This window comes from Micromonospora sp. NPDC050495 (genome assembly GCF_040655175.1).
In the GTDB taxonomy this organism is placed as follows: domain Bacteria; phylum Actinomycetota; class Actinomycetes; order Mycobacteriales; family Micromonosporaceae; genus Micromonospora.
This window is the reverse complement of record NZ_JBFAJK010000008.1, coordinates 86590-110603: the sequence shown is the minus strand read 5'-3', so window position 1 is coordinate 110603 and position 24014 is coordinate 86590. Positions and strand designations below refer to the sequence as shown.

Annotated in this window: 23 protein-coding genes; 12 read left to right on the top strand and 11 right to left on the bottom strand. The window is 75.9% G+C overall.

What is annotated here, in order from left to right; all coding sequences use genetic code 11:
• The first annotated feature begins 25 nt into the window (after window positions 1-25).
• Entirely contained in the window at window positions 26-3331 is a 3306-nt protein-coding gene (locus tag AB0I11_RS11820; RefSeq protein WP_357317469.1) for a BTAD domain-containing putative transcriptional regulator, read from the top strand.
• Here AB0I11_RS11820 and AB0I11_RS11815 read toward each other — a convergent pair.
• From AB0I11_RS11815 to AB0I11_RS11800, 4 genes are all read right to left on the bottom strand, one after another.
• Window positions 3315-4127, bottom strand: a complete 813-nt coding sequence (locus AB0I11_RS11815; protein ID WP_357317466.1) for an ABC transporter permease — start codon at window positions 4125-4127, stop codon at window positions 3315-3317. The two genes, AB0I11_RS11820 and AB0I11_RS11815, sit on opposite strands and share 17 nt — an antisense overlap.
• A complete protein-coding gene (locus AB0I11_RS11810) occupies window positions 4124-5089 on the bottom strand; it encodes an ATP-binding cassette domain-containing protein (RefSeq protein WP_357317463.1) in 966 nt (321 codons plus the stop codon). Before AB0I11_RS11810 ends, AB0I11_RS11815 begins: the two co-directional genes overlap by 4 nt.
• Before the next feature lie 153 nt (window positions 5090-5242).
• Window positions 5243-6865, bottom strand: a complete 1623-nt coding sequence (locus AB0I11_RS11805; RefSeq protein ID WP_357317460.1) for an acetolactate synthase — start codon at window positions 6863-6865, stop codon at window positions 5243-5245.
• Between the two features lie 109 nt (window positions 6866-6974).
• On the bottom strand, window positions 6975-7748 hold the full coding sequence (locus tag AB0I11_RS11800) for an enoyl-CoA hydratase-related protein (protein ID WP_357317457.1): 774 nt from the start codon (window positions 7746-7748) through the stop codon (window positions 6975-6977).
• Between the two features lie 150 nt (window positions 7749-7898).
• Here AB0I11_RS11800 and AB0I11_RS11795 point away from each other — a divergent pair, with 150 nt between their 5' ends.
• On the top strand, window positions 7899-8408 hold the full coding sequence (locus tag AB0I11_RS11795; protein WP_357317454.1) for a DUF6232 family protein: 510 nt from the start codon (window positions 7899-7901) through the stop codon (window positions 8406-8408).
• On the opposite strand, the gene AB0I11_RS11790 is transcribed toward AB0I11_RS11795, so the two are convergent.
• Window positions 8351-8785 (bottom strand): nuclear transport factor 2 family protein, encoded by a 435-nt coding sequence (locus AB0I11_RS11790; protein WP_357317451.1) that lies wholly within the window; start codon window positions 8783-8785, stop codon window positions 8351-8353. The genes AB0I11_RS11795 and AB0I11_RS11790 overlap by 58 nt on opposite strands.
• 754 nt (window positions 8786-9539) lie before the next feature.
• On the opposite strand from AB0I11_RS11790, the gene AB0I11_RS11785 reads away from it, so the two are divergent.
• Together AB0I11_RS11785 and AB0I11_RS11780 are read left to right on the top strand one after the other, a co-directional pair.
• Entirely contained in the window at window positions 9540-10025 is a 486-nt protein-coding gene (locus AB0I11_RS11785; protein WP_357317448.1) for a DUF6232 family protein, read from the top strand.
• Between the two features lie 85 nt (window positions 10026-10110).
• Entirely contained in the window at window positions 10111-10896 is a 786-nt protein-coding gene (locus AB0I11_RS11780) for a hypothetical protein (protein WP_357317443.1), read from the top strand.
• 14 nt (window positions 10897-10910) lie between these two features.
• Here the strand turns inward: AB0I11_RS11780 and AB0I11_RS11775 are convergent, their stop codons facing one another.
• Window positions 10911-11363, bottom strand: a complete 453-nt coding sequence (locus tag AB0I11_RS11775; RefSeq protein WP_357317440.1) for a rhodanese-like domain-containing protein — start codon at window positions 11361-11363, stop codon at window positions 10911-10913.
• Between the two features lie 71 nt (window positions 11364-11434).
• On the opposite strand from AB0I11_RS11775, the gene AB0I11_RS11770 reads away from it, so the two are divergent.
• Window positions 11435-12439, top strand: a complete 1005-nt coding sequence (locus AB0I11_RS11770; RefSeq protein ID WP_357317437.1) for a helix-turn-helix domain-containing protein — start codon at window positions 11435-11437, stop codon at window positions 12437-12439.
• On the opposite strand, the gene AB0I11_RS11765 is transcribed toward AB0I11_RS11770, so the two are convergent.
• Together AB0I11_RS11765 and AB0I11_RS11760 are read right to left on the bottom strand one after the other, a co-directional pair.
• Window positions 12421-13320, bottom strand: a complete 900-nt coding sequence (locus AB0I11_RS11765) for a ribokinase (RefSeq protein WP_357317434.1) — start codon at window positions 13318-13320, stop codon at window positions 12421-12423. The two genes, AB0I11_RS11770 and AB0I11_RS11765, sit on opposite strands and share 19 nt — an antisense overlap.
• Window positions 13321-13336: 16 nt before the next feature.
• Entirely contained in the window at window positions 13337-14236 is a 900-nt protein-coding gene (locus AB0I11_RS11760; RefSeq protein ID WP_357317790.1) for an ABC transporter ATP-binding protein, read from the bottom strand.
• A gap of 75 nt (window positions 14237-14311) precedes the next feature.
• Between AB0I11_RS11760 and AB0I11_RS11755 the strand changes: the two genes are divergently transcribed.
• Both AB0I11_RS11755 and AB0I11_RS11750 read left to right on the top strand, forming a co-directional pair.
• On the top strand, window positions 14312-15328 hold the full coding sequence (locus AB0I11_RS11755; RefSeq protein ID WP_357317431.1) for an ATP-binding cassette domain-containing protein: 1017 nt from the start codon (window positions 14312-14314) through the stop codon (window positions 15326-15328).
• Window positions 15325-16326, top strand: coding sequence for an ABC transporter permease subunit (locus tag AB0I11_RS11750; RefSeq protein ID WP_357317428.1), 1002 nt, complete (start codon window positions 15325-15327; stop codon window positions 16324-16326). The genes AB0I11_RS11755 and AB0I11_RS11750 overlap by 4 nt, the downstream gene beginning before the upstream one ends.
• Window positions 16327-16432: 106 nt before the next feature.
• On the opposite strand, the gene AB0I11_RS11745 is transcribed toward AB0I11_RS11750, so the two are convergent.
• A complete protein-coding gene (locus tag AB0I11_RS11745; RefSeq protein ID WP_357317423.1) occupies window positions 16433-17608 on the bottom strand; it encodes an ROK family transcriptional regulator in 1176 nt (391 codons plus the stop codon).
• A 124-nt stretch (window positions 17609-17732) separates the two neighbouring features.
• Between AB0I11_RS11745 and AB0I11_RS11740 the strand changes: the two genes are divergently transcribed.
• Both AB0I11_RS11740 and AB0I11_RS11735 read left to right on the top strand, forming a co-directional pair.
• The gene (locus AB0I11_RS11740) at window positions 17733-19184 is read left to right on the top strand and encodes a glycoside hydrolase family 3 N-terminal domain-containing protein (RefSeq protein WP_357317420.1); all 1452 of its coding nucleotides are present in this window, start codon (window positions 17733-17735) and stop codon (window positions 19182-19184) included.
• A 28-nt stretch (window positions 19185-19212) separates the two neighbouring features.
• A complete protein-coding gene (locus AB0I11_RS11735) occupies window positions 19213-20409 on the top strand; it encodes a PP2C family protein-serine/threonine phosphatase (RefSeq protein WP_357317416.1) in 1197 nt (398 codons plus the stop codon).
• 6 nt (window positions 20410-20415) lie between these two features.
• Here AB0I11_RS11735 and AB0I11_RS11730 read toward each other — a convergent pair whose 3' ends face one another.
• Window positions 20416-20778 (bottom strand): STAS domain-containing protein, encoded by a 363-nt coding sequence (locus AB0I11_RS11730; protein WP_357317411.1) that lies wholly within the window; start codon window positions 20776-20778, stop codon window positions 20416-20418.
• 395 nt (window positions 20779-21173) lie between these two features.
• Window positions 21174-21839 (bottom strand): GNAT family N-acetyltransferase, encoded by a 666-nt coding sequence (locus tag AB0I11_RS11725; protein WP_357317408.1) that lies wholly within the window; start codon window positions 21837-21839, stop codon window positions 21174-21176.
• A 160-nt stretch (window positions 21840-21999) separates the two neighbouring features.
• Here AB0I11_RS11725 and AB0I11_RS11720 point away from each other — a divergent pair, with 160 nt between their 5' ends.
• The 3 genes from AB0I11_RS11720 (at window position 22000) to AB0I11_RS11710 (ending at window position 23969) form a co-directional block, all read left to right on the top strand.
• Entirely contained in the window at window positions 22000-22695 is a 696-nt protein-coding gene (locus AB0I11_RS11720; protein ID WP_357317405.1) for a response regulator transcription factor, read from the top strand.
• Window positions 22688-23716, top strand: a complete 1029-nt coding sequence (locus tag AB0I11_RS11715; protein ID WP_357317401.1) for an ATP-binding protein — start codon at window positions 22688-22690, stop codon at window positions 23714-23716. Before AB0I11_RS11720 ends, AB0I11_RS11715 begins: the two co-directional genes overlap by 8 nt.
• Before the next feature lie 64 nt (window positions 23717-23780).
• Window positions 23781-23969, top strand: a complete 189-nt coding sequence (locus AB0I11_RS11710) for a DNA repair protein (protein ID WP_357317398.1) — start codon at window positions 23781-23783, stop codon at window positions 23967-23969.
• Window positions 23970-24014 lie beyond the last annotated feature (45 nt).

Sequence of the window (24014 nt, the reverse complement as noted above, 5' to 3'; positions counted from 1 at the left end):
GCCCCGGGCGGGCAGAATCGACGCCGTGCGGATCAACCTGCTCGGGCCCCTGGAGCTGCGCACCGACGCCGGCACACCGGTCGAGGTCGGCGGCGCCCGGCTGCGCCGGCTGCTGATCCTGCTGGCGCTGGAGCCGGGCCGCACGGTCACCGTCGGGCGGCTGGCCGACCAGGTCTGGGCGGGCGACCCCCCGGCGGGGCCCGCCAACGCGTTGCAGGCCCTCGTCTCCCGGCTACGCCGCGCCGCGCCCGGGCTGCCCGTGGAGGCCCGGCCCGGCGGCTACCGGCTGGCGGTCGCGCCGGACGAGGTCGACCTGCACCGGTTCGAGACCGCCGTGCTGGCCGGGCGGACCCGGCTCGCCGCGGACCCGGCCGGCGGGCGCCGGCAACTCGCCGAGGCGCTGGCGCTGTGGCGGGGGCCGGCCCTCGCCGACGTGGCCGAGGCCGACTTCGCCCGGGCCCCGGTGGCCCGCCTCACCGAGCTGCGACTGGCCGCCACCGAGGACCTGGTCGAGGCGGGCCTGGCCACGGCGGAGGTGCCGGCGGCCCTGCTGCCCCAGCTACGCGAGCTGGCCGCCGCCCACCCGCTGCGGGAACGCCTGGCCGAGCTGCTGATCCGGGCCCTGCACCGGGCCGGCCGGCCGGCCGAGGCGCTGGCCGAGTACGGCCGGCTGCGCAGCGCGCTGGCCGACACCCTCGGCACCGATCCCGGACCCGGGCTGGCCGCCCTGCACCTGGAGATCCTCCGTGGCACGCCGCCGGCCGCCCCGGCCGACCCGGCACCCGCGCCCGCCCCGGCCGGCTCGGCCCCGCCGACCGCCCCGGCCGAGCCGGCCCCGCCGACCGTCCCGGCTCACCGGGCGCCCCAGGCCGGCAACCTGCCCGCCACCCTGACCAGCTTCGTCGGGCGGGCGGAGGCGGTGGCGCGGGTCGCCGCGCTGCTCGACCGGCACCGGCTGGCCACGCTCACCGGCCCGGGCGGGGCGGGCAAGACCCGGCTGGCCGTGGAGTCGGGCCGGGCGGTGGCCGGGCGCTTCCCGGGCGGGGTGTGGCTGGTCGAACTGGCCCCGGTCACCGACCCGGCCGAGGTGCCGCCGGCCGTCCTCGCCGCGCTGGGGCTGCGCGAACACGCGCTGCTGGCCCGCGCCGGGCGCGGCGCTCCCGAACCGGCCGATCCGGTCGACCGGCTCGTCGAAGCGCTCGCCGGCCGGACCGCCCTGCTCCTGCTGGACAACTGCGAGCACCTGCTCGACGCGGCGGCGGCGCTGGCCGAACGGCTGCTCACCGCCGGGCCGGGACTACGGGTACTGGCCACCAGCCGGGAGCCGCTGGGCGTCACCGGCGAGGCGCTGTGCCCGGTCGAGTCGCTGGCGCTGCCGCCGGCCGACGCCGACCCGGCGACCGCGCTGGCGTACCCGGCGGTGCGGCTCTTCGCCGACCGGGCCGGCGCGGCCCGCCCGGACTTCGCGGTGGACGGCGGCACGGTCGGCCCGGTGGTGCGGATCTGCCGCGCCCTGGACGGCATGCCGCTCGCCATCGAGCTGGCCGCCGCCCGGCTGCGCGGGATGACCGCGGCGCAGGTCGACGCCCGGCTGGACGACCGGTTCCGGCTGCTCACCGGCGGCAGCCGGACCGCGCTGCCCCGCCACCAGACGCTGCGCGCGGTGGTGGACTGGAGCTGGGACCTGCTCGACGGCGGGGAACGGGCGCTGTGGCGGCGGCTGGCCGTCTTCGCCGGCGGCGCGACCCTCGACGCGATCGAGCGGGTCTGCGCCGACCCGCCCGACGGGACGGCCGACGGGGCCGGGCCGGGAGCCGTCGCCGACGTGCTCGACCGGCTCGCCGCGCTGGTGGAGAAGTCACTGGTAGTGGCGGGCGGTGGCGAGCCGCGGTACCGGATGCTGGAGACCATCCGGGAGTACGGGCTGGACCGGCTCGCCGAGGCGGGCGAGGCCGACCGGCTCCGGCGGGCACACGCCACCGAGTACCTGGCGCTCGCCGAGACCGCCGAGCCGTGGCTGCGTACCGGCGCGCAGCTCGACTGGCTGCGCCGGCTCGCCGCGGACCACGACAACCTGCACGCCGGCCTGCGGTACGCCGTCGCCACCGGGGACGCCCCGGTCGCCGTCCGGTACGCCGCCACGCTCGGCTGGTACTGGTGGCTCAGCGGCCAGCGGGCCGAGGGCGCGGAGCTGGCCGCCCAGGTCTTCGCGCTGCCCGGGCTGGCCGGCCGGACCGCCCCGGACCGGCTCGCGGTGGCCCTGACCATGGCGGCGCTGAATCTGATCTCCACCCGCAACGACGTGCCCACCGGCATGGGCTGGCTGGAGCAGGCGGCGGAGCTGTCCGTCGGCCAGGAGTCGCGGCATCCCGTGCTGCGGCTGGTCGGGCTGGTCGTCGCGGCGTTCCGCCACGGGCTGCCGCCGCAGGCCCCGAACGAGCTGGCCGCGCTCTTCGCCGACCCCGACCCGTGGGTGGCCGGCACCGCCCGGCTGTTCCAGGCGCACACCACGTTGAACGCGGGCCTGCCCGACGAGGCGGCCGAGGCGGACCTGCGCATCGCGCTCGACCACTTCCGCATGGTCGGGGACCGCTGGGGGATGTCCTTCGTCCTCACCTCGCTGGCCGACCTGTTGGACCGGCGGGGCGAGGCGGCCCGAGCCACCCCGTTCCACGAGGAGGCGCTCGGCTACTTCGAGGAGCTGGGAGTCCAGGACGACGTACCGGAGATGCGGCTGCGGCTGGCACACAACCTGTGGCGGCGCGGGGACCACGACCGGGCGCTGGCGGTGCTGTCCGAGGCCGCGCGGGAGGCGGCGAGCGGCTCCGACGAGACCCGGGCGGCGGTGGCGCACGGCCGGGCGGAGGTGCTGCGCGCGCAGGGCGACCGGGCCGGGGCGCGGGACTGCCTGCGGGAGAGCTTCCGGCTGATCGGCGACCGGACGGTCGCGCCGCAGTGGCGGGCGTTGCACGCCACCAGCCTGGCCATGCTGGACGCGCTCGACGGGGATCTGGTGGCCGCGCGCACCCACCACGACCGGGCGCTGGAGCTGGCCCTCGGCTCGCAGGACGCCCCGGTCGTCGGCGCGGTGCTGGTCGGCTACGCCGACCTGGCGGTCCGGCTGCGCCGCCCGGCCGCCGCCGCCGCGCTGCTGGGCGCGGCGAGCGGCGTGCGGGGCGGCCCGGACCACGCCATCCTGGACCGCCCGGCGGTGGAGGCCGCCGCCCGCGCCTCGCTCGGCGAGGCGGGCTTCGCCGAGGCGTACGCGGGCGGCCTGGGTTACCGGTTGGAGACCGCCGCCGAGGCGGTCCGGGTCACACTCGGCGGCTGAGCGCCCGCACCGACAGCGGCGCGAACACCAGCAGGATCCCGGCGGCCCAGAGCAGCGACTGCCCGACCGGGCTGGCCACCGGCCCGCCGACCAGCAGCCCGCGCAGCGCGTCGGCCAGGATCGTCACCGGGTTGACCTCCACCCAGTGCTGCAACCAGGTCGGCATCTGGTCGGTCGGCACGAAGACGTTGCTGGTGAAGGTCAACGGGAAGATCACCGTGAAACCGAAGATCTGCACCTTGTCGGGCTCGCTGACCAGCACGCCGACCAGCACCGAGATCCACGAGGCGGCGAGGGAGAAGACGAGCAGCAGGACCAGCGCGCCGAGCAGCCCGGCCGGGCCGTTGCCGAGCCGGAACCCGAGGATCATGCCGACCCCGAGCAGCAGCGCCAGCGACCAGGCCTGCTTGACCGTGTCGGCGACGATCCGGCCGGCCAGCGGCGCCCAGCGCGCCACCGGCAGCGCGCGGAGCCGGTCGAAGACGCCCTTGGTGAGGTCCTGGTTGAGCCCGAACCCGGTGGTCATGGTGGCGAAGAGCGCGGTCTGCACGATGATGCCGGGCAGCGCGAACTTCAGGTACGTCCCGGGTGAGCCGGAGATCGCCGTGCCGAAGACGTAGGTGAACAGCAGCACGAACATGACCGGTTGCACGCTCAGGTCGAGCAGCTCCATCGGGTTGTGCTTGATCTGCACCAGGCTGCGCCAGGCCAGGGTGAGGGTGTGCCGCACGCCGGCGAGCAGCCCCGGCCTGCGGGCCGGCGCGACCGGGGACGCGGTGGCGGTGAGGGTGCTCATGCCGGGCTCCCTTCCAGGGTCGGGGTGTCCTCCTCGGCCCGGTGGCCGGTGAGGGAGAGGAAGACCTCGTCGAGGCTGGAGCCGCGCAGGGCCAGTTCGGCCACGCGTACCCCGGCGTCGTCGAGGCGGCGGACCACGGCGGGCAGCACCTCCGGGTCGCTGACCCCGACGGTGACGGTCTGGTTGGCCACCTCCGGGGTGGCCCGGGCCACCTCGCCGGCGACGGCGAGCACCGTGGGCAGGTCGGCCGGGTCCGCCGGCCGGACGGCGAGCACCTGCCCGCCCACCTTCGCCTTCAGCTCCTCGGGGGTGCCCTGGGCGATGACCCGGCCGTGGTCGACCACGGCGATCTCGCCGGCGAGCTGGTCGGCCTCCTCCAGGTACTGCGTGGTCAGCAGCACGGTCACCCCGTCGGCGACCAGGGTGCGGACGATGTCCCACAGCTCGTTGCGGCTGCGCGGGTCGAGGCCGGTGGTCGGCTCGTCGAGGAAGAGCACCTGCGGCCGGCCGACCAGGCTGGCCGCCAGGTCGAGGCGGCGGCGCATGCCGCCGGAGTAGGTCTTGGCCGCCCGGGCGGCGGCGTCGGTGAGCTGGAAGTCGGCGAGCAGCTGCCCGGCCCGGGTCCGGGCGTCGGCCCGGGACAGCCCGAGCAGCCGGCCGATCAGCAGCAGGTTCTCGGTGCCGGTCAGGTTCTCGTCCACCGAGGCGTACTGGCCGGTGAGACCGATCAGCTGGCGCACCCGGTGGCCCTCGCGGCGCACGTCGTACCCGCCGACGGTGGCATGCCCCTCGTCGGCGGCGAGCAGGGTGGCCAGCACCCGGACGGCGGTGGTCTTGCCCGCGCCGTTCGGCCCGAGCAGCCCGAACACGGTCCCGGTGGGCACCGCCAGGTCCACGCCGGCCAGCGCGGTGGTCGCGCCGAAGCGGCGCACCAGACCCTCCGCGCGGATCGCGTATGTCATCGACAACTCCTGTCGTTCTCGGTGGTCACCCCACGATGAGCGACGGCGCTGACGTTACGGCGACGGCCGCTGACATTCCGCTGATTTAGCCCCGGGCAGCACGACGCGACCGCCGCCACCGGTCACCCGGCGACGGCGGTCGCGGTGTCGAGATCAGGCCAGGTTCGAGGAGCGGGGGTACGCGTCGGCCGGGTCGGTCAGCACATTGACCAGGTACGGCACGCCGGCGTCGAAGGCGCGGGCCAGGGCCGGGCCGAGGTCGGCGGCCTTCTCCACCGTCTCGCCCGCGCCGCCGAGCGCCTCGACCACCCGGTCGTAGCGCAGGCCGGGCTGGAGGTCGGCGGCGACGTCGTAGCCGTACATGGCCCGCATCGGGTGCTTCTCCAGCCCCCAGATGCCGTTGTTGCCGACCACGATGACCACGGGCAGCCGCTGCCGGGCCAGGGACTCGACGTCCATCAGCGAGAACCCGGCCGCGCCGTCACCCATCAGCACGCAGATCTGCCGGTCCGGGTGGCTGACCCGGGCGCCCATGGCGTACCCCAGGCCGGTGCCGAGGCAGCCGTACGGGCCGGGGTCGAGCCAGGTGCCGGGCTGGGCCGGCTCCAGGTACTTCCCGGCGTACGAGACGAAGTCGCCGCCGTCGCCGATGGTGATCGCGTCGGGGGCGAGCACCCTGCGCAGCTCCCCGTAGACCCGGGCCGGGCGGATCGGGTCGGAGTCGGCGGCCATCGCCTCGGCGTCGCGGGCCTTCGCGGCGTCCTCGGCGGTACGCAGCTCGGCGATCCAGCCGGCGTGGTCGGCCCGGTCGCCGGGGTGGTCGGCGAAGGCGGTGAGGATCAGCCGGAGGTCGCCGGCCGGGGCGGCGGCCGGCGTGACGTGCCCGGCGCGCTGGCTCGGCGCGTCGACCACGTGCACCACCCGGGCGTCGCCGAAGTCGCCGAAGGCGAGCCGGAAGTCCAGTGGGGTGCCGATCACCACGACCACGTCGGCGCCCTTGAGCGCGACCCGGCGGGCCTTGGCGAAGGCGAGCGGGTGCTGCGGCGGCAGGGCGCCCCGGCCCATGCCGTTGGTGAAGACCGGCACCTGGAGGGACTCGGCGGCGGCCCGCAGGGCGTCGACCGCGTCGCCCGCGTAGACGTCGGAGCCGGCGATGATCACCGGGCGGGACGCGGCGGCGATCAGCCGGGCCGCCTTCGTGACCTCCTCCGGGTCGGCCTCGATCGGGGCGACCGGGGTGACCGCGGGCAGCTCGGCGTCGCCGACGGAGAAGACCGCCTCGAGGGGGAAGTCGAGGAAGACCGGGCCGCGGTGCGGGGTGAGCGCCGTGGTCAGCGCCGCGGACACGGCGCGCGGGATGTCGTCGGCGCCGAACACGGTCTCGGCGTGCTTGGTGACCGGGGCGACCAGCGGCAGGTGGTCCATCTCCTGGAGGCTGCCGGAGCCCCAGCGGAACTGCGGGGCCCGCCCGCCGAGCACCAGCACCGGGGAGGCGTTGAAGTAGGCGCTGGTCAGGCCGGACACGCCGTTGGTGACGCCGGGGCCGGCGGTGAGCACGGCCAGGCCGGGCCGACGCTGGAGCTTGGCGACCGCCTCGGCGGCGAAGACCGCGGACTGCTCGTGCCGGACGTCGTAGATCGGGAAGCCGGTCCGGTGCGCCGCGTCGTAGAGCGGGAAGACGTGCCCGCCGGAGAGGGTGAACATCTCCCGTACGCCGTGCGCGCGGAGCGCCGCCAGCGCCAGCTCCCCGCCGTGCCCCTCGACCCGTTCCGTCATGGTCACTCCCCTTCGTCCAGGACCGGAGTCACACGCTACTGGCCGGTAGGCGAGATGTGAACAGCTCTCGGGTCGGCGGCGGGTGGCGCCGCCGACCCGGGAACGCGGTTCAGCGGCCGGTGAAGCCGGGCTTGCGCTTCTCGACGAAGGCGACCATTCCCTCGCGCCGGTCCTCGGTGGCGAAGAGCGCCGCGAAGAGCTGGCTCTCCCAGGCCAGACCCGAGTTGAGGTCCATGTCCAGGCCGCCGTCGACGGCCAGCTTGGCGGCCCGCAGCGCCTGCACGGGACCGGTCAGGAACGGCGTCACGTAGGCGACGGCCGCCTGGTAGACCTCGGCGGCCGGGACCACCTGGTCGGCCAGGCCGATCCGCAGGGCCTCCCGCGCGTCGACCATCCGGCCGGTCATGACCAGGTCCTTGGCGCGGGCCGGGCCGACCAGCCGGGCCAGCCGCTGGGTGCCCCCGGCGCCCGGGATGATGCCCAGCTTGATCTCGGGCTGGCCGAGCTTGGCGTCCTCGGCCACGATCCGCCAGTCGCACGCCAGGGCCAGCTCGCAGCCGCCACCGAGGGCGTATCCGGTGATCGCGGCGACCACCGGCTTGGGGATCCGGGCGATCGCGCCGAGCGCGCTGGACAGGTCGGCGGCCCGCTCCGCCATGTCCACGTAGGACATGTCGGCCATCTCCTTGATGTCCGCGCCGGCCGCGAAGACCTTCTCCCCGCCGTACACGATGACCGCGCGGACCTCGGCGTCGGCGGTGGCCGCGGCCGCGGCGGCGCGCAACTCCTCCTGCACCTGGGTGTTGAGCGCGTTCATCGGCGGCCGCTCCAGCCGGATGGTGCCGATGCCGTCCTTCACTTCCAGCCTGACCAGCTCGCCCACGCTGCCCTCACTTCCTCGTCGAAGTCGCGTGCCAACCTTACGACCCGGCTCGTTGGGGTAGACAGTGTGGTATCGACGGCTCCAGGTCGCTGCCCGGCGTCAGCCGCGCCGAGCTGGAGTTGCCGCAGCCGCGACACCCGGAGTGAGGCCATGACCACCTACTATGACGATCGAGCGGTGCAGGTGACCTCCACCGCGCTGCGGGTCGACGGCCGAACCTATCCGCTCGCCGAGCTGGGCATGGTGTGGCACCGGCGGGGCGGCCGCTCCTGGCGGGTGCTCGCCGGGCGGGGCGCCGTCGGCGCCGCCCTGGCCGGGCCGCTCGTGGCCGCCGTGCTCGGCATCGGGCTGGCCGTCTGGCTGCACCGCTCCGCCGTGGTCACGATCGCCATCGTGGGCGCCTCGGTGCTGATCGGCCTCGGCGTCGGTCCGCTCGCCGACGTGCTCTTCGAGCGCCTGGACCGCTCCTACGCCCGGGGCAGCCGGGAGCTGGAGATGTGGGCGCGCTGGCGCGGGCAGCCGGTGCGGCTGCTGCAGACCCGCGACGCGCTGCGGTTCGGGAAGATCTACCGGGCCATGCAGCGGGCGATGGAGCAGACGCCTCAGTCGAAGGTGATCGGCGCGTCCGGCAGCAGACCCAGGCCGCGCAGCAGGCCGTAGGTGTCCTGCTCGCCCCAGAACTGCACGATCCGCCCGCCGGCCAGCCGGTACATCTTGCAGGCGCTCTGCACCGTGGTGGCGCCCGTCGCGTCCCGCCGGTACGTCTGCGCCAGCGACACCACCACCCGGTCCTCGGCGGCGAAGATCTCCCGGATCTCCTGGTCGAGCACGGTGAGCCCGGGCGAGGAGACCGCCGCCTCGGGGTAGTGCCGGCCGCGCACCGCCGTGCCGGAGCCGTAGATCTCCACGTCCTCGGCGACCACCTCGGCCAGCTCGGCCAGATCCTTGGTGACGAAGGTCCGCAGATACCGCCGGACCACCTCGACGTTGCGCTCCTGCTCGCTCCCGACCGTCCCGGCCCCGCCCCGCTCCGCCATGCCGGCGACGCTACCCGGGCCAGGTCGGCCACGCCGCTCCACGCCCCGCCGCCCCCACCCTGCACCGCCCCCACCCTGCGCCGCCCCACGTCCCGCCGCCCCACGCCGTGCCGCTCCACGCTGCGCCGCCCGCACGCTGCGCCGCCCCCACACTGCGCCCGTCCCACGTCCCGCCGCCCCAGGGCCCGCCGCCCCACCCTGCAGCGCCTCCACCCGGTACCGCCCCCACCCTGCACCGCCCCACGCTGCACCGCCGCCATTTTTCGCCGATCCACGCTGCGCCGCTCCACGCTGCGCTGCCTCCGGTGAGGTCGTTCGTTGCCTTTGGAGCTGATATCACCAACGACTCGCCGGCCCGGCCCGGAGGCTCTCGTGCGCCCGCTCCGGGCCGGCAGGGGCGGTGGCGACCGGCGCGGCGATATCGCGAACGACTCAGCTCCACAGGGGCCATGAACCCACCCCGGCCCCAACGATCCCGCAGGCCCGCGCCGAGATACGGCCCCCGTCCAGCCCTCGTCCAGCCCTCGCGCCGGCCGATGGCCCGCCGGCGGGAGCTGCGGGCGAGAGCTGCCGGCGAGAGCTGCCGGCGAGAGCTGCGGGCGAGAGCTGCGGGCGATCCGCCGTGGGGATTCGCCGTAGGAAGCCGTCGAACATCCGCCGTGGGGAGTCGCGGTAGGAAGCCGCCGGCAATCCGCCGTCGGAGCCGCCGGAAACCGCACGATCCGGGCTTGAAGTCGGGTGGTTAGGCTTAGTGATGGTCCTCTATTACCGGGACGACGCCGTACAGGTCACCTCCGAGGCCATCCACGCCGGCGGCCACGTCGTCCGGCTCGCCGACCTCGGGTACGTCTGGCACGCGCGCGGCGTGACCACCCTGGCGGTGCGGGGACGGGTCCTCGGCCGGGGCGTGCTGGTCCTGCTCCTGTCGCTGCCGCCGCTGGTCGCCCTGGTCTGCGTGCTCTCGCTGGCCTGGGCCGCCCAGGACCGGGGCAACTGGAAGCTGGCCCTGCTCGTCCTGGGCGCGTTCGTGGCGGTCGGGCTGGTGCTCGCCCCGTTCCTGGAGCTGCCGCTCGGCTGGCTCGACCGCTCCTACGAGCGGGGCAGTCGGGTGCACGAGCTGTGGGTGCAGCACCACGGGCAGGAGGTGCTGCTGCTGCGTACGCCGGACGCGTTGCGGTTCGGGCAGATCTACCGGGCGGTGCAGCGGGCGATCGAGCAGCAGGGTGAACTCCGGCCCTGACCTCGCCTCCGAGCCGGCGCGGGTGTGGCCGCCGCCGCACCCCGCCACCCGGCGGCGCTGGCCGGGACCACGCACACTGGTGGGCATGGCGATTCCGCTCCCCCGGCCCGGCGCCGTCGTCGGGCTCACCCGCTCCGCCCTGGACCAGGCGCTCGGCTCGGCCGCCGCGTTCGCCGCCGTACCGGCCCGCGCCTTCGCCGTGCTCGACGAGGTGGAGGCGCTGCTGCGCCGGATCAACGGGGTGGTCGACCGGATCGAGGAGACCCTGGACCGCACCGACCGGGTACTCACCGACGCGGAGGGGGCGGTCCGGGAGGTCGCCGTGATCAGCGCCGCCGCGACCGAGGCGATCGGTACGGCGACCGAGGTCGCCGCGGCCGCCGCCGTGGTGGTCGGCGAGGCCGAGCAGGTCTCCGCCGCCGCTGGCGTGGTGGTCGGCGAGGCCGAGCGGGTGGCGCGTACGGCCGGGGTGGTGGTCGCCGACGTCGAGGCGGTGGCCGGGCGGGCCGCCGGCACGGTGACCGCCGCCGAGCAGGCGGCCGGCACCGCCACCGAACTGCTGGCGGCGTACGAGCCCGCGCTGCGCCGGGCCGCGCCGATGGCGGCCCGCTTCGTCGAGCAACTCAGCCCGGAGGAGGTGACCGCCGCCATCCGGCTCGTCGACGAGCTGCCGAAGCTCAAGGAGCACCTGACCTCGGACGTGCTGCCGATCCTGGCCACCCTGGACCGGGTCGGCCCGGACCTGCACGACCTGCTCGCCGTCACCCGCGACCTCAAGCTGGCCGTGGCGGGCATCCCGGGCCTCGGCATGCTGCGCCGCCGGGGCGAGCGGCTCACCGACGAACCGGACCGCGACGCCGCCGCCAACTGAACGGCAGCCGCGCCTCAGCAGTCGCAGACCACGGCGGAGCGGGGCGCAGTCAGCTCGTCCACCCGGCGGCGGACGGTCCCTTCCGGGGTGACCACCGGCAGCCCTTCCCGGGCCCAGTACTCGAAGCCGCCGATCATCTCCCGCACCGGCCAGCCGAGCCGGGCGAACTCCAGCGCGGCCCGGGTCGCGCCGTTGCAGCCCGGCCCCCAGCAGTAGGTGACCACGGTCGATCCGGGCGGCACCACCGCCGCGGCCCGGGTGGCGATCTGCGCGGTGGGCAGGTGCACGGCCCCCGGCAGGTGTCCCTGCCGCCAGGCCGCGTCGCCCCGCGAGTCGACCACCACCAGGCCGGGCCGGCCGGCCTCCAGGGCGGCGTGCACGTCGCTGACGTCGGTCTCGAAGCTGAGCCGGGCGAGGAAGTGGGCGGCGGCGGTCGCCGGGTCGGCCGGCGGTACGTCGAAGGTCATGCCTCGATCCTGCGGCTCGTCCCGCCGGCCCTGGGAGTGGCGTGATCGCCGACCACCGTTAACATCCCGCCATGGCTGCCGTGGACCGGAGCGTGGCGGTGCTCGCCTACCCGGGGATGTCCGTCTTCGAGACCGGCATCGTCACCGAGGTCTTCGGGCTGCCCCGGCCCGAGCTGGGCGTCGAGTGGTACCGGCTCACCGTCTGCGCGGAGCGCCCCGGGCCGGTGCCGGTGGTCGGCGGCGCCGCCCTGCACACCCCGTACGGCCTGGCGGAGCTGGCGGCGGCCGGCACGGTGATCCTGCCCGGGGTGCCCGACGTGACCGCCGACCCGTCTCCGGAGCTGGTGGCCGCGCTGCGCCGGGCGCACCGTCGGGGCGCCCGGCTGATGTCGATCTGCTCCGGGGCGTTCGCCCTGGCCGGGGCGGGTCTGCTCGACGGGCGGCGGGCCACCACCCACTGGCGGTACGCGGACCTGCTGGCCCGCCGCCACCCGGCGGTCACCGTCGACCCGGACGTGCTCTACCTCGACGACGGCGACATCCTCACCAGCGCCGGCAGCGCCGCCGGGCTGGACCTCTGCGTGCACGTGGTCCGCCGCGACCTCGGCGCGGCGGTGGCCAACGCGGTGGCCCGCCGGCTGGTCATCCCGCCGCACCGGGACGGCGGGCAGGCCCAGTTCATCGAGGCGCCGGTGAGCGTGGACCCGGACGACGACCGGATCTCGGCCAGCATGGCCTGGGCGGTCCGGCACCTGGCCGAGCCGCTGACCGTGGCGGCGCTGGCCCGGCACGCGCACATGTCGACCCGCAGCTACCTGCGCCACTTCGCCCGGGCCACCGGGACCAGCCCGATCCGCTGGCTGCTCGACCAGCGGGTCCGGGCCAGCCTGGCCCTGCTGGAGACGACCGACGCGCCGGTGGCGGAGATCGCAACCGCCGTCGGGTTCGACAGCCCGGTCACCTACCGGCACCACTTCGGCCGGGCGATGCGGACCGCACCGTCGGCGTACCGGCGGGCGTTCCGGGCCGGCGCGGCCTGCGGGAAGCGGCCCGCGGGTCAGGCCGGCCGGGCGTAGAGCTCGTCGATCTCGGCCCGGTAAGGCAGCGCCACCGAGGCGCCGAGCCGGCGTACGCAGGCCGCGCCGGCGGCCGCCGCCCAGCGCACCGCGTCGAGCAGTTCGCGCCCTTCGCCCCAGGCCACCGCGAGGGCGGCGGTGAAGGCGTCGCCGGCCGCGGTGGAGTCGACCACGTCGACCCGGACCGCCGGCACGTGCGTCGCGTGCCCCGCCCGGTCGACGTACCAGGCGCCGTTGCCGCCGAGCGTGACCACCGCCCGGGGCACCAGCTCCAGCAGCGCCGTCGGCTCGTCCAGGCCGCGGCCGGTCAGCGTGTGCGCCTCGCTCTCGTTGACCACCAGCAGGTCCACGGCGGCCAGCAGCTCCGCCGGCACCGGCCGGGCGGGCGCCGCGTTGAGCACCACGCGGGTGCCGGCCGCGCGGGCCGCGACGGCCGCCTCCGTCACCGTCTCGACCGGCACCTCCAGCTGCGCGACCAGCACGTCCGCCTCGCGTACGGCGGCCAGCTCGGCCGCGGTGAGGCCGGTGAACGCGCCGTTCGCGCCGGGGGTGACCAGGATCGCGTTCTCGCCGGCGGCGCCGACCAGGACCAGGGCGACCCCGGAGGCGCCGTAGACCACCCGGAGCTGGCTGGTGTCCACGCCGGCGGCGGTGATCCGCGCCTTGAGGGTCACCCCGAAGGCGTCCGACCCGATGGCGCCGAGGAAGACGCAGGACGCGCCGGCCCGGACCGCGGCGACGGCCTGGTTGGCGCCCTTGCCGCCGGGGAGCATCACGAACTCGCTGCCCAGCACCGCCTCGCCCGGCCGGGGCAGCGCGGGGGCGGTGCCGACCAGGTCCATGTTGGCGCTGCCCACCACGGCCACCCGGGTCTGCCGCACGTGTTCCTCCGTCGGCTCAGGCGGCCCGGGCGGTCCAGCGTTCGCCGGCCCGCTCGACGACCAGGGGCAGGCCGAAGGTCTTCGACAGGTTGTCGGCGGTGAGGGTCTCGGAGAGCAGGCCCTGGGCCACCACCCCACCCTCGCGCAGCAGCAGCGCGTGGGTGAAGCCGGGCGGGATCTCCTCGACGTGGTGGGTGACCAGCACCAGGGCCGGGGCGTCCGGGTCGTACGCCAGCTCGGCGAGCCGGGCGACCAGGTCCTCGCGCCCGCCCAGGTCGAGCCCGGCGGCCGGCTCGTCGAGGAGCAGCAGCTCGGGGTCGGTCATCAGGGCCCGGGAGATCTGCACCCGCTTGCGCTCCCCCTCGGACAGGGTGCCGTAGGCCCGGTCGGCGAGGTGGCCGATGCCGAGCTGGCTCAGCAGCGCGTGCGCGCGGGCCTCGTCGGCGCGGTCGTAGTTCTCCCGCCAGCGGCCCACGACGGCCCACGCGGCGGTGACCACCACGTCGGCGACCCGCTCGTCGGCGGGGATCCGCTCGGCCAGGGTGGCGGTGGAGAGCCCGATCCGGGTCCGCAGCTCGTTGACGTCCGTGCGGCCGATCCGCTCGCCGAGCACGTACGCGGTCCCGGTGGTCGGGTGCAGCCGACCAGCCGCGAGGTTGAGCAGGGTGGTCTTGCCGGCCCCGTTCGGGCCCAGCACCACCCAGCGCTCGTCCAGCTCGACCCGCCAGTCGACGTCGCGCACCAGCGCGGTGCCGGAGCGCTTGACGCCGACCCCGTCGAGGCTGACCACCAGATCCGCGTCCACGTGCGAGGGGGCGGCGGGGGCGCCGGCGGCGCCGGGGATCAGGTCACGAGTCACCGGTCCATCCAACCACGCAGCCCGCGAGGTGCCCCCCACGGGCGGCGTCACCGCCATATGGTGGGTCGCCATGCCCTTGCTCACCTCGCCCGGGAGGTCGTTGATGCCCGACCGCTGCCAGGAGCGGCGCCGATGAACGCGGTCATCGAGATCGCCGGGCTGCGCAAGTCGTTCCACACCGCACGTCAGGGGCGGCGGGTCGCCGTCGACGGCTTCGACCTGCTGGTCGAGGCCGGGCAGATCCACGGCTTCCTCGGGCCCAACGGCTCCGGCAAGACCACCACGCTGCGCGCCCTGCTCGGGCTGGTCAGGGCCGACGAGGGGCGGATGAGCGTGCTCGGGGCCAGCTCGCCCGAGCGGTTGCCGGAGGTGGCCGGCCGGGTCGGCGCGATCGTGGAGAGCCCCCAGTTCTTCGGCAACTTCACCGCCCGTAAGACGCTGCGGCTGCTGGCCGTCGCCGGCGGGGTGCCCACCAGCCGGGTGGACGAGGTGCTGGAGCAGGTGGGGCTGCGCGACCGGGGTGGCGAGCGGGTCAAGGGCTACTCGCTGGGCATGCGGCAGCGGCTGGCGGTCGCCTCGGCCCTGCTGAAGAACCCCGAGCTGCTCATCCTCGACGAGCCGGCGAACGGCCTGGACCCGGCCGGGATCCGGGAGATGCGGGACCTGATGCGGTCGCTGGCCGCGGCCGGGGTCACCGTGCTGCTCTCCAGCCACATCCTGGCCGAGATCCAGCTGATCTGCGACCACGTGACGATCATCAGCCGCGGCCGCCGGGTGGCCCACGGCCGGGTCGACGAGGTGCTGGCCGGCTTCGACCAGCACCAGTGGCGGGTCGGGGTGGCGGCGCCCGAGCAGGCCGCCGAACTGCTCGGCATGGCCGGGGTGTCGGTCACCACCCTCGCCGACCACCTGGTGGTCACCGGTGTGGACGACCCCGAGCTGATCAGCCGCACCCTGGGCGAGCAGGGCTTGTGGGTACGCGAGCTGGTCCCGCTCCGGCCGGACCTGGAGAGCGTCTTCCTGGAACTGACCGGCGCCCACCCGCAGCCGGCGGTGCCCCGCCAGGTGGACGGTGGGGTCCCGCCCGAGGGGCCGGACGGCCCGCTCATCGACCTCGACGTACGCGAGACCCGGGAGGTGGGCGCGTGAGGCTGGTCCGTGCCGAGTTGGAGCGGCTGGCCGCCCGCCGCTTCGTGCAGTTGATGGTGGTGCTGCTGCTCGGCGCCTTCGCGGTGACCGTGGTGACCACCCTGGGCGGGTCGCACCGGCCCAGCGTGGCCGAGTTGAGCCAGGCCCAGGCGCAGGCGGCCGAGGCGGTACGCGAGCTGGAGCTGCAGCACGACCGCTGCCTGGCGATCAAGGCGGGCACGGTCACCCCGGTGGAGACCGACTACATCCCCCGGAACTGCTCCGAGGTGGACCCGGCCCTCATGGAGCGGCTGCCCATGACGGCGGACTACCTGAGCGGGGTGTTCGTCTTCGGCCAGGAGGCGGAAGGGCTGCTCTACTTCCTCATCGCGTTCCTGGCGCTCTTCGGGTTCCTGGTCGGCGCCTCGTACATCGGTGCGGACCTGAACTCCGGCGGGGTGGTCAACCTGCTGTTGTGGCGGCCGCAGCGGCGGGCCGTGCTCGGCGCCAAGCTCGGCACCCTGCTCGGCGCGGTGCTGGTGCTGGCCGTCGTGGCGTCGGCGGCGTACCTCGCGGTGTTCTGGCTGATCGGCCAGCTCGCCGGGCGGCCCGGGCGGCCGGACTGGGCCGCGCTCGGGGTCACCCACGGGCGGGGCATGGTGCTGGTGCTGCTCGCCGCGGCGCTCGGGTTCGCCATCGCCACCCTGGGCCGGCACACCTCGGCGGCGCTCGGCACCGTCGCGGCGTACCTGGTGGTGTGGGAGCTGGGCGCCCGGCTGGTGTTCGACATCCTCTCGGTGAGTCGCCCGGAGCGGCTGATGCTCTCCACCTACCTGGGCGCCTGGTTGGCCGGGGAGGTCCGGTTCTTCGACAGCGCGTCCTGCGCGCGGGTGACCGAGACGTTCTGCGACGCCTCCTACACGGTCGGCTGGGCCCCCGGGATGGTGGTGCTGGTCGGGCTGACCGTGGCACTGGTGGTGGCCGCGTTCGCCGCGTTCCGCCGGCGGGACCTGATCTGAGCCGCCGGTGCGGCCCCCGGGGGCCGCACCGGCAACTCCTTGCAGACCAATGCCGCGTCGTGAAGAATTCCTTCACATGGCGGCAGGGGTGGCGGGCGACGGGCGGTCAGCCGACCGTCGAGCCGAACACCTCGTCGCGCACCGCGTCCAGCGCGGTCCGCAGCGCGCCCCGCAGGATCGGCTCCTCGGTGAGGCCGGTGCTGACCACCCGCGGCCGGACCAGCGTGATCGCCGCCACCTCGTGCTGCACCCGCTCGGCCAGCGCCGCCCCGCCGGCCCGGCCCACCTCGCCGGCGAGCACCACCAGCGGCGGGTCCAGCACCACGCAGGTGCTGGCCACGCCGAGGGCCAGCCGGCGGGCCAGTTCGTCCAGCATCGGGCCACCGGCCGTACCGGCGGCGACCGCCGCGCGGACCGCGTCGGCGGCGTGCTCGGCCGGGAAGCCGTGCTCGCTGGCCACCGCCCGGACCGCGTCGGCCCCGGCGAGCTGCTGGAACGCCGGCTTGGCCCGCTTCGACACGTCGCGCGGGATGGGTGCGCCGGGCACCGGGAGGTAACCGATCTCGCCGGCCGCACCGCTGCTGCCGTGGTGCAGCCGCCCGCCCAACATGATCGCCAGGCCGACGCCCGCGTCCACCCAGACCAGCACGAAGTCCCCGGTTTCCTGGGCGGCGCCGGACTGCGCCTCGGCGACGGCGGCCAGGTTGACGTCGTTCTCGAAGACCACCGGGATGCGCAGGTCCTCGCGGAGCGCGGCGAGCAGCCCGCTGTGCCAGCGCGGCAGGTTGAAGGCGAAGGTGATGTCGCCGCTGCCCGGGTCCACCAGGCCGGGGGTGCCCAGCACCACCCGGCGCACGCTGGACAGCTCCGCGCCGGCGCTGCTGGCCGCCTGCATCACGGCGTTGTGCACCACGCCGACCGGGTCGTCGGTGTCCTTCGTCGACTGCTCGGCCCGGCCGGCGACCGTGCCGGTGATGTCCGCGCAGGCGGCCACCACCCGCTCGGCGCCGACGTCCACGCCGACCACGTAGGCGCTGCCCGGGCGGACGGCGTAGAGCTGGGCGTTCGGGCCCCGCCCGCCGGCCTGCTCGCCCACCCGGGCGACCAGCCCGCGCTCCTCCAGCCGTTCGACCAGCTGGGAGGCGGTGACCTTGGACAGCCCGGTGAGTTCGCCGAGCCGGGCCCGGGTGAGCGGCCCGCGCTCGAGGAGCAGCTCCAGCGCCGCGCGGTCGTTCAGCGCCCGCAACAGGCGGGGGGTGCCGGGCAGCCGGGTCGCACTCATGCCACGTCCTCAATTTTCAGTAAAGTTTGCTAACCACCAAACGCCTGCAGCGGGGCGCCCGCTAGCGTATCGGCCGCCCCGGTACGGAGTCGTCGGACGACCCGGCAGGGAAAGGGGAAGACTCGTGGGATCCGATCCGGGACTGCGCCGCCTCGCGCTGGGCACCCTGCTGGCCGCGTACCCGGGACCGGTCCCGCCCGACTGGGCGGTCGACCTGCTCGCCGAGGGGCTCGCCGGGCACACGCTGTTCGGCACCAACATCCACGACCCGGCCCAGGTGGCGGCCAGCACCGCCGCGCTGCGCGCCGGTCGCCCGGACGTGATCCTCGCGATCGACGAGGAGGGCGGCGACGTCACCCGGCTGGCCCACGCCACCGGCAGCCCGTACCCGGGCAACGCCGCGCTCGGCGCGGTCGACGACCCGGCCCTGACCCGCCAGGTGTACGCCGCGATCGGCGCCGAACTGGCCGCCCTGGGCCTCACCCTCGACCTCGCCCCCACGGTCGACGTGAACAGCGCCGACGAGAACCCGGTGATCGGCACCCGCTCGTTCGGTGCCGACCCGGCCCGGGTGGCCCGCCACTCCGCCGCCGCGGTCGCCGGCCTCCAGTCGACCGGGGTGGCCGCCTGCGCCAAGCACTTCCCGGGGCACGGCGCGACGGTCGCCGACTCCCACTACGAGCTGCCGACCGTGGACGTGCCGCCGGCGGTGCTGCGCGAGCGGGACCTGCCCCCCTTCGCGGCGGTGATCGACGCCGGGGTCCGGGCGATCATGACCGCGCACATCCGGGTGCCGGCGTTGACCGGCGACGGGCCGGCGACGTTCAGCCGGGCGGTCCTGGTCGACCTGCTGCGGCACGAGTACGGCTTCACCGGCGCCGTGATCACCGACGCGCTGGAGATGAAGGGCGCCGCCCTGGCCGCCGGCGGGACCGGGCCGGCGGCGGTCCGCGCCCTGGCCGCCGGGGCGGACCTGCTCTGCATCGGCGCCAAGGTCGACGCCGGGCTGGTCGAGCTGGTGGTCACCGAGATCGTCGGCGCGCTCGGCGACGGCCGGCTGGACCGGGCCCGGGTCGAGCAGGCCGCCGGCCGGGCCGCCGAGCTGGCGAGCCACCGGCCCGGCCCCGGCGTACCGGCCGCCACCGCGGACGGCCTCGGGTACGCCGCCGCGCTGCGCGCGGTCCGCGTCGAGGGCGACCTCACCGGCCTGGTTCGGCCGCTCGTGGTGCAGGTGCACGCCACCTCCACCATCGCCGAGGGGCGGGTGCCGTGGGGGCTGGGTCCGCACCTGCGCGGGGTCGAGGAGGTCCGCGCCGTCGCCGGCGAGACCGCGCCGGACGAGCTGCGCCGGCGCGCCGGGGACCGGCCGATCGTGCTGGTCGGCCGCCACCTGCACCGGCTGCCGGGGGCGCGCGAGCTGGTCACGGCGCTGGCCGCCGCGCACCCGGTGATCGTGGTCGAGATGGGCTGGCCGGGTGACTGGCGGCCGGCCGGCGCCCGCGCCTTCGTCAGCACGTACGGCGCCAGCCACGCCAACGGGCACGCCGCGGCGGAGGTGCTCGGTCTGACCGGGTGAACCGGGCCGCGGTGGGTACTTGTTCCGGGTGGCCACCACCGACGCCTGGCTCCGCGCCCTCGCCGACCTGCTGTCCCGGTCGCACCGCGTCCCACCGGACCGGCTGCCGGCGGCGATCGACGAGGCGCTGCGCCCGCTCGGCGTCACCGCCACGGCCTACCTGATCGACGTGGAGCAGGACCTGCTGCGCCCGGTGACCGCCCCGGGCCGCCCCCGGCCCGAACCCCTGCCGGTGGACGCCAGCCTGCCCGGCCGGGCGTACACGGAGGTGCGGATCCGGGCCGGGCAGGACGGCCGGCTCTGGGTGCCGGTGGTGGACGGGACCGAGCGGCTGGGCCTGCTGGAGTTCGTCCTGCCGGCCGGGTCGGACCCGGGCGACGGCAGCGTGTGGGACGGCGCGCGGGCCATTGCCGGGCTGGTCGGGCACCTGCTGGCCGGCAAGCTGCGCTACGCCGACGCGCTGCACCGGGTGCGGCGCAGCAGGCCGATGGCGGTCTCCGCCGAGCTGCTCTGGCAACTGCTGCCGCCGCTGACCTTCGCCACCGACACGTTCGTGGTCAGCGCGGTCCTCGAGCCCTGCTACGAGGTGGGCGGCGACGCCTTCGACTACGCCCTGGACGGGGGCCGGCTCACCCTCGCCGTCCTGGACGGGGTCGGGCACGGCCTCCCGGCGACGCTGACCACCTCGGTGGCGCTCGCCGCGCTGCGGGCCGCCCGGCGGGTCCAGCCCGGGCTGCCGGAGCTGGCGGCGGCCATGGACGCGGCGCTGCGCAGCCAGTGGGCGGACGGGCGGTTCGTGACGGCCGTGCTGGCCCAGGTCGACCTGGACAGCGGGCGGCTGCGCTACGTCAACGCCGGCCATCCCGCCCCGGTGCTGCTGCGCCACGGCCGGGCCGTGCGCGCGCTGACCGGCGGGCGGCGGCTGCCGCTCGGCCTGGCGCCGGCCACCACCACCCCGGACGAGGTGCGGTTGGAGCCGGGCGACCGGTTGCTGCTCTACACCGACGGGGTCACCGAGGCGCGGAGCCGGGCCGGGGAGATGTTCGGGCTGCCCCGGTTGGCGGACCTCGCCGAACGGCACACCGGGTCGGGCCTGCCCGCGCCCGAGACGCTGCGCCGGTTGATCCGCGCCGTGACCGCGCACGCCGACGGCCCGCCCCGCGACGACGCCAGCCTGGTGCTGCTGGAGTGGTCCGGCGAGGCGGCTGAGCGGACGGAGCCCTGAGGCGGCTCAGCGCAGCTTGCGCCAGCCGCGGCCGGCGCTCGGGCTGTCGTCGCCCGCGCCGCCGGGAAGGCCGAGCAGGACGTCGACCGCGGTGATCCGGAGCACCCGGGCCACCACCGGCCGGGGACGGGTCGCCCGCAGGGTGGCGCCGCGACCGACGGCCTCCGCCGCGGCGCGCAACAGGGCGGCCACCCCGGTCGAGTCGACGAACCCGACGGCGCCGAGGTCGACCTCGACCGCCGCCAGGCCGGGCCGGTCCAGGACGGCCGCGAACGCGCGGTCGAACGCCGGCACGCCGGCCAGGTCGAGGTCGCCGGCGGGGGTGACGACCACCCGTCCGGGCCCCGCGTCCCGCGTACCGATTTCCATGACCCGCCCGTGTCCCGCGCCGATGCCGCCGCCCGGCACCCTACCCGGCGGGTACGTCACTCACGCTTGTTGACCGTGTTCAGGTCTTGTCGCGCGCACGGGACCGGTGTTGCGGCGGCCGGTGACCCGCCGGGCGCCCGGCCTCATCCATACGCTCCGTCACCGACCGCTCCGGACCTGAATCTGGCCTTATCGCAGGTCAAGTCCACTACCGGACAGCGGAAATCCGCTCAACACCCCTTGCTCGCACCTTTTTCGACACCTAGCGTTACCAAACAACGGGACCTGGGAGGAGAAGGCTGCGGACCGTGGATCCGGCCCGGGATCCACGGTCCGCGCCCGTTGCCCGGCCCGCGGCACCGCCGGCCCGGGCGGGACCGCCGCCCCGCGTCCGGTCAGCGCGGGAAGACCCCGAACGACGTCCAGCCCCGGTCCGGGAAGCCGGCGGCCTCGGCCACCCGGGCCGAGGCGTGGTTGCCGGCGTCGTGCAGGTAGGTCGGGACCGCCCCCTCGTCGAGCACCCGGCGGGCCGCCCGGGCCACCAGCCGCCGGGCCAGCCCCCGCCCCCGGGCCGCCGGCACCGTGCCGACGGCCAGTTCGTGCCCGTACGCGTCGTGCCGCTTGATGCCGACGCCCGCCAGGTAGCGCCCGTCGTCGTCCCGGACCACCAGCACCTCCCGGTCGAACAGGCGCAGCCAGGGCGGCAGCCAGGGCCCGGTCGGCGGCTCCCACTCGCCGGCGTCCGGCAGCCGCGCCGGGGCGGTGCACCAGCGGAACGAACCGGTGTGCGCGGCGAACTCGGGAGCGCCGACCACCGCCGGCAGCACGGGCAGCAGCTCCGCCCGCGCCCGCTCGCGGACCAGAGCCCGGACGGCGCCGACCCGGTCGGGCGGCACCGACAGGACGGCGCAGTCGGGTGCGGCCACGGCGATCGCGGGGCGCAGCCGGCCGTCCCACGCCGGCCGGGCGCGGCGGTGCGAGCGGACCACGTGCAGCCCCGGGCCGGCCGGCCACTGCCCGAGCCAGGTCGCCAGGTGCAGGAACAACCGCCGGTCGAGCACCGCGGCCCACCTCCTCCCCCGCCCGCCGTCGCGTTCGTGATCACGGTACGCCGGGCCGCGCGGCCCGGCGCGGCGGATCCGCGACGGCCGACGTAAGAACCTGGCAATGGTTCGACCCGGCCTGACCTGGCTAGGCTGGCCGCGCGACGGGAGGTACGCGGTGACGCAGCGGGTGCTGGTGGTCGACGACGACCGGACGGTCGCCGACGTGGTCTGCCGCTACCTGACGCACGCCGGTTACGAGGTCGACCACGTCGGCGACGGGCTGGGCGCGCTGGCCGCCGTGGCCCGCCAACCGCCGCACCTGGTGGTGCTGGACCTGATGCTGCCCGGGCTGGACGGGTTGGCGGTCTGCCGCCGGCTGCGGGAGCGCCCGGACGGCGTACCCATCGTGATGCTCACCGCGCGCGGCGACGAGGCGGACCGGGTGCTCGGCCTGCAACTCGGCGCCGACGACTACCTGAGCAAGCCGTTCTCCCCCCGCGAGCTGGTGCTGCGGGTCCAGTCGGTGCTGCGCCGCGCCGGCGGCGAGCCGGCCGCCGTCGCCCCGGCGGTGCTGCGCGACGACGGCCTGGAGGTGGCGACCGGGCCCCGGGTGGCCCGCCTGCACGGCCGGGAGCTGGCCCTCACCGTGCGCGAGTTCGACCTGCTCGCCCACCTGATGCGCCACCCGGCGCGGGCGTTCCGCCGGGCCGAGTTGCTGGACCGGGTGTGGGGGTGGAACTTCGGCGACCAGTCCACGGTGACCGTCCACGTCCGGCGGTTGCGGGAGAAGATCGAGGTCGACCCGGCGAACCCCCGACGCATCCTCACCGTGTGGGGCGTCGGCTACCGGTACCAGCGGGCCGATGGGTGACCTGGCGCTGATCTTCGGGGCCGCGCTGCTCGCCGCGCTCGCGGTCGGGCTGGCCGGCGCGGTCGCCCTGCGGCTGCTGCGCGTCCGGTCGATCACCGGGCACATCTTCGTGCTGCTGACCATGACGGTGGCCGCGGTGGCCGCCGGAGTGGCGGTGGTCGCCGAGGCGATGTTCCTCTCCCGGCACGACCTGGAGGTCGTGCTGATCACGGTCTCCGCCGCCGCCGTGGTGAGCCTCGCGGTCGGGCTGCTCTTCGGCCGCCGGCTCGCCGCCGCGGCGGTCTGGGCCGACCAGGCGCGGGAGCGGGAACGCCGGGTCGAGAAGGGCCGCCGGGACCTGGTCGCCTGGGTGTCGCACGACCTGCGCACCCCGCTCGCCGGGCTGCGGGCGATGGCCGAGGCGCTGGAGGACGGCGTGGTCGGCGACCCGGTGACGGTGGCCGAGTACCACCGGCGGATCCGGGTGGAGACCGACCGGATGACCCGGCTGGTCGACGACCTGTTCGAACTGTCCCGGATCAACGCGGGCGCGCTGCGGCTGTCGCTGTCGGCGGTGCCGCTGGGCGACGTGGTGTCCGACGCCCTGGCCAGCACGGCGCCGCTGGCCGCCGCCCGCCGGATCCGGCTGGTCGCCGCCGAGTCGGGCTGGCCGACGGTGGTCGCCAGCGAGCCGGAACTGGCCCGCGCGGTGGGCAACCTGCTGCTCAACGCGATCCGCTACACCCCGGACGACGGCACGGTACGCGTTGACGCCGGCCGCGACGCGGACACCGCGTGGCTGGCCGTGGCGGACACCTGCGGCGGCATTCCGGAGGACGACCTGCCCCGGCTGTTCGACGTGGCGTTCCGTGGTGAGCCGGCGCGCACCCCGCGCCCGGGCGACGGCGGGCCGGAGGGATCGGGCGGATTGGGCCTGGCAATCGTGCGCGGGCTGGTTGAGGCGCACGGCGGACGGGTAGACGTGCAGAACATCACCGATGGCTGCCGGTTCGTGCTCCGGCTGCCGGCAACGGGAACCTGACGCATCGATCATGCGTCATATTCATTTCCATACATGGACACCTTTCTCTGGGACGGTAATGGTCATGCCGATTCAGCCGAATGACCGGTACCAGCAGGACACCGAACGCAGCTGGGGGGCCGTCGATGACCCCGGGCGGTTCCCGGCGCAGCCCCGCTACCGGGAGGCCCGGGCCGGGAGCCCACTCTCCTGGGCCGAACTGAACGCGCTGCCGGCCCGGGTCTCCACCCGGAGCGGCCTGAACACCCGCTGAGGCGCCGGTGGCTGGCCGCCCACGCCGGGGCGACCCGCCGGCGGA

Bases quoted from the DNA above. Each gene is read 5' to 3' on its own strand.
- AB0I11_RS11815 (WP_357317466.1), bottom strand. From the start codon at position 4,127: ATGAGCACCCTCACCGCCACCGCGTCCCCGGTCGCGCCGGCCCGCAGG.
- AB0I11_RS11810 (WP_357317463.1), bottom strand. From the start codon at position 5,089: ATGACATACGCGATCCGCGCGGAGGGTCTGGTGCGCCGCTTCGGCGCG.
- AB0I11_RS11805 (WP_357317460.1), bottom strand. From the start codon at position 6,865: ATGACGGAACGGGTCGAGGGGCACGGCGGGGAGCTGGCGCTGGCGGCG.
- AB0I11_RS11795 (WP_357317454.1), top strand. From the start codon at position 7,899: ATGACCACCTACTATGACGATCGAGCGGTGCAGGTGACCTCCACCGCG.
- AB0I11_RS11790 (WP_357317451.1), bottom strand. From the start codon at position 8,785: ATGGCGGAGCGGGGCGGGGCCGGGACGGTCGGGAGCGAGCAGGAGCGC.
- AB0I11_RS11785 (WP_357317448.1), top strand. From the start codon at position 9,540: ATGGTCCTCTATTACCGGGACGACGCCGTACAGGTCACCTCCGAGGCC.
- AB0I11_RS11780 (WP_357317443.1), top strand. From the start codon at position 10,111: ATGGCGATTCCGCTCCCCCGGCCCGGCGCCGTCGTCGGGCTCACCCGC.
- AB0I11_RS11775 (WP_357317440.1), bottom strand. From the start codon at position 11,363: ATGACCTTCGACGTACCGCCGGCCGACCCGGCGACCGCCGCCGCCCAC.
- AB0I11_RS11770 (WP_357317437.1), top strand. From the start codon at position 11,435: ATGGCTGCCGTGGACCGGAGCGTGGCGGTGCTCGCCTACCCGGGGATG.
- AB0I11_RS11760 (WP_357317790.1), bottom strand. From the start codon at position 14,236: ATGGCGGTGACGCCGCCCGTGGGGGGCACCTCGCGGGCTGCGTGGTTG.
- AB0I11_RS11755 (WP_357317431.1), top strand. From the start codon at position 14,312: ATGAACGCGGTCATCGAGATCGCCGGGCTGCGCAAGTCGTTCCACACC.
- AB0I11_RS11745 (WP_357317423.1), bottom strand. From the start codon at position 17,608: ATGAGTGCGACCCGGCTGCCCGGCACCCCCCGCCTGTTGCGGGCGCTG.
- AB0I11_RS11730 (WP_357317411.1), bottom strand. From the start codon at position 20,778: ATGGAAATCGGTACGCGGGACGCGGGGCCCGGACGGGTGGTCGTCACC.
- AB0I11_RS11715 (WP_357317401.1), top strand. From the start codon at position 22,688: ATGGGTGACCTGGCGCTGATCTTCGGGGCCGCGCTGCTCGCCGCGCTC.
- AB0I11_RS11710 (WP_357317398.1), top strand. From the start codon at position 23,781: ATGCCGATTCAGCCGAATGACCGGTACCAGCAGGACACCGAACGCAGC.